Origin of the sequence: Sphingomonas sp. (assembly GCF_042096255.1) — a bacterium.
Lineage (GTDB): Bacteria > Pseudomonadota > Alphaproteobacteria > Sphingomonadales > Sphingomonadaceae > Sphingomonas.
The window spans coordinates 1-6,089 of record NZ_JBELLZ010000138.1 but is presented as its reverse complement, the minus strand read 5'-3'; the positions used below and the strand labels follow the sequence as shown (position 1 = coordinate 6,089).

General features: G+C 69.3%; 7 protein-coding genes. 3 read left to right on the top strand and 4 right to left on the bottom strand.

Going from position 1 to position 6,089, the window contains the following annotated elements; translation table 11 throughout:
- The first annotated feature begins 26 nt into the window (after positions 1-26).
- The 3 genes from ACFDTH_RS16925 to ACFDTH_RS16915 all read left to right on the top strand — a co-directional run bounded on the left by ACFDTH_RS16925 (position 27) and on the right by ACFDTH_RS16915 (position 2,688).
- Positions 27-1,229: an acetyl-CoA C-acetyltransferase gene (locus ACFDTH_RS16925; protein ID WP_375288734.1), complete on the top strand. Its 1,203-nt coding sequence runs from the start codon at positions 27-29 to the stop codon at positions 1,227-1,229.
- A 119-nt stretch (positions 1,230-1,348) separates the two neighbouring features.
- Entirely contained in the window at positions 1,349-2,131 is a 783-nt protein-coding gene (locus ACFDTH_RS16920; RefSeq protein WP_375288733.1) for an SDR family NAD(P)-dependent oxidoreductase, read from the top strand.
- A gap of 122 nt (positions 2,132-2,253) precedes the next feature.
- Positions 2,254-2,688, top strand: coding sequence for an acyl-CoA thioesterase (locus ACFDTH_RS16915; RefSeq protein WP_375288732.1), 435 nt, complete (start codon positions 2,254-2,256; stop codon positions 2,686-2,688).
- A gap of 21 nt (positions 2,689-2,709) precedes the next feature.
- Here ACFDTH_RS16915 and ACFDTH_RS16910 read toward each other — a convergent pair whose 3' ends face one another.
- The 4 genes from ACFDTH_RS16910 to ACFDTH_RS16895 all read right to left on the bottom strand — a co-directional run.
- Complete coding sequence (locus ACFDTH_RS16910) at positions 2,710-3,000, bottom strand: CsbD family protein (protein ID WP_375288731.1); 291 nt, start codon at positions 2,998-3,000, stop codon at positions 2,710-2,712.
- Between the two features lie 57 nt (positions 3,001-3,057).
- Entirely contained in the window at positions 3,058-3,924 is an 867-nt protein-coding gene (nudC, locus tag ACFDTH_RS16905) for an NAD(+) diphosphatase (protein WP_375288730.1), read from the bottom strand.
- Positions 3,921-5,252, bottom strand: coding sequence for a serine hydrolase domain-containing protein (locus ACFDTH_RS16900; RefSeq protein WP_375288729.1), 1,332 nt, complete (start codon positions 5,250-5,252; stop codon positions 3,921-3,923). The genes nudC and ACFDTH_RS16900 overlap by 4 nt, the downstream gene beginning before the upstream one ends.
- Positions 5,249-6,089, bottom strand: an 841-nt coding sequence (locus tag ACFDTH_RS16895; RefSeq protein ID WP_375288728.1) for an A/G-specific adenine glycosylase, incomplete at its 5' end; no start/stop codon positions are given. The genes ACFDTH_RS16895 and ACFDTH_RS16900, both read right to left, overlap by 4 nt.

Sequence of the window (6,089 nt, the reverse complement as noted above, 5' to 3'; positions counted from 1 at the left end):
TAACATCTGTTATGGAGAGTCGGAAGATGCCCGAGGCGTATATCGTCGAAGCGGTGCGGACGGCCGGGGGACGGCGCGGCGGCAAGCTCGCGGGCGTGCACCCGGTCGATCTCGCCGCCAAGGTGCTGGATGCGGTGATCGAACGCTCGGGGATCCCCGGCGAGGCGGTCGAGGACGTGGTGATGGGCTGCGTCAGCCAGGGCGGCGAGCAGGCCGGGCAGGTCGGTCGCAATGCGGTGCTCGCGGCCAAGCTGCTACCGCAGAGCGTGCCCGCGGTGACGATCGACCGCCAGTGCGGCTCCTCGCAGCAGTCGATCCAGTTCGCGGCGCAGGCGGTGATGAGCGGCACGCAGGACGTGGTGATCGCCGCCGGCATCGAGAGCATGACGCGCGTGCCGATGGGTTCGACCTTCAAGTTGTTCTACGATGCGGGCCTCGGCAAGAACAAGTCGCCGGGATTGGAGGAGAAATACCCCGGTATCGTCTTCAACCAGTTCGCCGGCGCGGAGATGATCGCCAAGAAATACGGCTATACCCGCGAGAAATTGGACGATTATTCGCTGAACTCGCACCGCAAGGCGGTGGCGGCGACCCAAGGCGGCAAGTTCAAGGACGAGATCGTTCCGATCGAGATCGATACGCCCGAGGGCCGCGAGAACCACGCGACGGACGAGGGCATCCGCTACGACGCCTCGCCCGAGGGCATGGCGGGCGTGAAGAAGCTGTCCGAAGAGGGCGTGCTCACCGCCGCCTCGTCCAGCCAGATCTGCGACGGCGCGAGCGCGGTGCTGATCGTCAGCGAGGAGGCTCTGAAGAAATACAACCTCAAGCCGCTGGCCAGGATCGTCACCCTCACTGTGACCGCGGGCGATCCGGTGGTGATGCTGGAGGAGCCTTTGTTCGCCACGGACAAGGCGCTCAAGAAGGCGGGGCTGAGCATCGACGACATCGACCTCTACGAGGTCAACGAGGCCTTCGCCTCGGTGCCGGTGGCGTGGCTGGAGCATACCAAGGCCGATCCGGCGAAGCTGAACGTCAACGGCGGCGCGATCGCGCTCGGGCACCCGCTCGGCGCCTCGGGCACCAAGCTGATGGCGACCCTGGTGCACGAGCTCAAGCGCCGCGGCGGCCGCTACGGGTTGCAGACGATGTGCGAGGGCGGCGGCGTCGCCAACGTGACGATCATCGAGAATTGCGACTGGCAGGGCGAGGCGAAAGCCGCCGCCTGAACGCATCATGTGTCCCCGCGAAGGGCTCCCGTCAAAGTAGTACTTTGACGGGAGCCCAAGGCGGAGACCCAGACTGGGCTCCCGCCTTCGCGGGAGCACATCGGAGGGGATGTAACCGAATGAAACTCGACAACACCGTTTCCGCCGTGATCACCGGCGGTGCCTCGGGCCTTGGCGCCGCCACCGCGCGCCTGCTCGCTTCCAAGGGCGTCAAGGTCGCGCTGTTCGATCTCCAGGAGGAGAAGGGCGAGGCGCTTGCGGCCGAGCTGGGCGGCGTGTTCTGCAAGTGCAACGTCACCGACGAGGCGTCGGTGGACGCCGCCTTCGCCAAGGCGCGCGAGGCGATCGGTCAGGAGCGGATCCTGGTCAATTGCGCGGGCACCGGCAATGCGATCAAGACCGCCAGCCGCTCCAAGGAAGACGGCAGCATCAAGCACTTCCCGCTCGATGCATTCAACTGGATCATCCAGATCAACCTGGTCGGCACCTTCCGCTGCATCGCCAAGTCGGCCGCGGGGATGATGTCGCTGGAGCCGATGGAAGGCGGCGAACGCGGCGTGATCGTCAACACCGCCAGCGTCGCGGCGGAGGACGGGCAGATGGGCCAGGCGGCCTATTCGGCGTCGAAGGGCGGCGTCGTCGGCATGACCCTGCCGATCGCGCGCGACCTGATGGGCGAGGGGATCCGCGTCAACACGATCCTGCCCGGCATCTTCAACACGCCGCTGCTCCAGGGTGCGCCGCAGAACGTGAAGGACGCGCTGGCCGCCTCCGTGCCGTTCCCCAAGCGCCTCGGCGACCCGGCGGAATATGCCGCACTGGCGACGCTGATGATCGAGAACGGCTATTTCAACGGCGAGGACGTGCGGCTGGACGGCGCGATCCGGATGGCGCCGCGGTGAGCCGCAGCGCGGGGCTGCACATGCTGTGCAGCACCTCGCGCCAGGCCGGCCGGCGCAGCCCGGGCTGCGTCCGACGACGCGGGACTTGTTCCCGCGTCGGCCCCGTTTGCTGAAAGATCTAGATGCCCCGCCCAGCACCGTACCGGCTGGACTCCGCGTCCTACCCCGTCACCGCCACCTACCAGACCCGCTTCCAGGACTTGGACACGATGGGGCACCTCAACAACGTCGCTTATGCGGCGCTGTTCGAGAGCGCGCGGATCGCGTTCAACCATGGCTTCGGGCGGCGTGCCCGCGCCGACGATCCGTTCCGCGCGGTGATGGCGCGCAACGAAATCAACTATCTGGCGGAAGGGACTTATCCCGAGGACGTGGTGATCTCGACCGGGATCGGCCGGATCGGCACGCGCAGCTGGGAGATCCTGGCGCTGATGGAGCAGGGCGGCCGCCCGATCGCGACCTGTGACTCCACCCTGGTGATGACCGCGTCGGCCGGCGACACCCTGCCTGCCGACTTTCGCGCGCTGATCGAGACGATGCGGATGCGGGAGGGCTGACCCTCCCACATCCCGACCGGTTCAGCCGCGGCCCTTGCCGCGCAACGAGCCGAGCACCGCCAGCCCGAGCACACCGACCAAAGCGCTAGTCGCCCAGGGGCGCGCCTTGGCGAACGCTTTGGCTTTGTCGACGGTGGCGTTGGTGCTCGCCCCGACACCACCTTCGCCGCCAATGCTCTTCTGAATGGCGCCCTTGACCTGATCGACGATGCCGTCGGCCTGGAGCGACCGGTCGCCGGTCGCAGCGCCGGCGGTCTCCTTCACGCGGCCGGCGACATCATTGGCGGTGCCGGTGGCGGTATCCTGGTTCATGCGTTGCTCCTTTCGGGTAGTTCGCGGCGCACAACCGTTCGGGAAGGGTTTTGTGCCCTAGCCGGCCCAATGCGTCAGCAGACTGTGCGCGATGGCGTAGCGCGGCGGCGCGAGGAACGGGCCGGCGCCGGCGAGCGCCGCCCGAACCTCGTCGCGCGTCACCCACATCGCATCTTCCAGTTCGTGCGCGTCGAGCGTGATCGCATCATCCTCGGCCAGGCCGATGCAGGCGATCATCAGCTGCGAGGGGAAGGGCCAGGGCTGGCTGGCGACGTAGCGGACGCCCGAGACGCGAACGCCGGACTCCTCCTCGATCTCGCGCGCCACCGCTTCTTCGATCGACTCGCCGGGCTCAAGGAAGCCGGCCAGCGCTGAGTAGCGTCCCTTCGGCCACCCCGGCTGACGGCCGACGAGCGCGCGGCCGTCATGCTCGGCAATCATGATCACCACCGGATCGACTCTTGGAAAATGCTCGGCACGGCAGTTCGCGCAGTTGCGGCCCCAACCCGCGCGGAACAGCGCGGTCGGCGCGCCGCAATTGGCACAGAAACGGTGGCGCGCATGCCAGTCCAGCACGCTGCGCGCGGCGGCATAGGTGGCCGCCTCGCCCGGTTCGAGCGCGTCCAGCGCGGCGATCAATGCGGGCGAACGAAAGCCCGCCTGCGGCCCCGCGCCGGGCAGCAGCGCGGCGAAGCGCGGCCGGCCGGCATCGAGGCCGAGCAGCACGAACTCCGCCTCGTCGGGCGCCTCGGCGAGCATCGTCCAGCCGAGGCGGCCGTCTTCGGTCACCTCGGGCTGGCCGCCCTCTAGCTTGAGCAGCCGCGCCTGCCAATTGCCCATCGCTGCGGCGAGCGCCTCGGCATCGTGGCGCAGCCGGTCGGCACGGTCGAGCGTGCCGCCGGTGAAGCCGGTCGCCAGTGTCATCGCGCAAGCCGCGCCGCATCCTTCGCCAGCGCGGCGGGCACGGACTGGCGCAGCCCCCATTTCTCCGCGGGGAAGAACTGCACCATCACCGTGCCGCGCGTGCGGCGTTGCGGATTGACCCAGGCGATGGTGCCGGCCGCGCCGCCCCAGCCATAGGTGCCCTTTACCCGCCCGTTGGGCCCGTCCTCCAGCGCGACCGAGCCGCCCGCGCCATAGCCCATCCGCCCCATCGCGGTCGCGCCGCTGGAGGGGTTCACGTCGGTAAAGAACAGGCCCGGCGGCAGCAGGTTCGACGTTGCCAGCGCCACCGTCTCCGACTTCATCACCCGCACGGCATCGAGCTCGCCGCCGTTCTGGATCATGTGCAGGAAGCGGTCGTAGTCGCGCGCGGTGGAGACCAAGCCCGCGCCGCCATAGGGAAAGCTGGGTGGCTGGAGGAACACGCTGGTCGCGGCCGGATCGATCGGCGAGCGCTGGTCGCCGACAAAGGCGTAATTGGTCGCGAGCCGCTTCACTTCGCCCGCGGGGACGGTCCAATAGGTCGAGCGCATCCCCAGCGGATCGAACATGCGCGTCTGGAGGAAGCGGTCGAACGGCATCCCGCTCGCCTTCTCGATCACCGCGCCGAGCACGTCGAGGCCGATCGAATAGCTCCAGCGGCTGCCGGGTTCGTACACCAAAGGCACGGTGGCGACCCGCTCCGCAAAGGCGGCGAGCGTCTTGGGTCGCGCCGCACGCATCGCGTTCTCGACCTGCGGGTTGAGTGCGGCGGGCACCAGCCCCAGCCGCTCATATTCGCGGGCGATCGGGCCCTTCTGGATGATCGAATAGCCCAGGCCTGCGCTGTGGGTCATCAGCATGCGGATGGTGATCGGCGTCTTGGCGGGTACGCTGTCGAGCGAGGTCTCCGGGCTGGTCAGCACGCGCATCTGCGCGAAGGAGGGGAAGTATTTCGACAGGGGGTCGTCAAGGCCGATCTTGCCGTCCTCCACCAGCATCATCGCCGCCATGCCGGTGATCGGCTTGGTCATCGAATAGATGCGCCACAGCGAATCGGGGCCGGCGGGGGCGGCGCCGGGATCGTCGGAGAGCTTGCCCGCCGAGACGAAGGCGGTCGGCAGGTCGCCCGCGCCGAACGCGCCGACGATGCCGGGCATCTTGCCTTCGCGCACCAGCCCGTCGAACAAGGCGGCGGTATTGGGCAGGGCGCGGCGGGCGGTGTCGTTCGCCGCTGCCGGAGCGGGCTGGGGCGCCGGGCGTGCCTGGCCGTGCAGCGCCGCCGCGGTGAGCGCAGTCGCCAGCGCCGCCGTTATCCCAAATGCCTTCATCGCTCTCTCCCGATCGCCTGAGCCGCCTTGGCGAACACCGTCGGAAGACCGGCCTCGTGGAGCCGGTCGACGGGCCACCATTCACCCTCGCCTTGGCCCGCGCCGGTGCCGACCGCAAGCGCCAGTTCGAGGCGGAAGTGGGTGAAGACGTGGCCGACCGTGCCGTCCAGCAGCCGCCATTCCGTGGAAGCGGGTGCGTCGGCGAGGCCGGGCGGCGCGTCGCTCCACGGTCCGGTGGGAAGCGCGCGCATGCCGCCGAGCAGACCGCGCGCGGGGCGACGGACGAGCCAGACCTGCCCATTCTGTTCGAGCCAGAAGATGGTGCCATGGCGCTGCGGCTTGGCGGCCTTCGCTTTGCGCGCCGGGAACGCCTCGGGCGTGCCGGTCGCGTAACCGGCGCACATCGTGCGCAGCGGGCAGAGCAGGCAGCGTGGACTCCGCGGCGTGCAGATCGTGGCGCCAAGGTCCATCATCCCCTGCGCGAAGTCTCCCGCGCGTGCGTCCGGCGTGATCGTGTCCGCGGCCGCGCGCACGTCCTTCTTGTCGGCAAAGGCGAACAGCCGCGCCACCACGCGCTCGACATTGGCGTCCACCACCACTGCGCGCCGGCCGAAGGCGATCGCCGCCACCGCCGCGGCGGTATAGACGCCGAGCCCTGGCAGCGCGCGCAGCCCGGCTTCGTCATCGGGAAAATCGCCGCGCTCCGCCACCGCGCGCGCCGCCTTCAGCAGGTTACGGGCACGGGCGTAGTAGCCCAGCCCCGCCCAGGCGGCCATCACCTCCGCCTCGTCCGCGGCGGCGAGCGCCGCCACGGTTGGCCAGCGCGCCACCCACGCC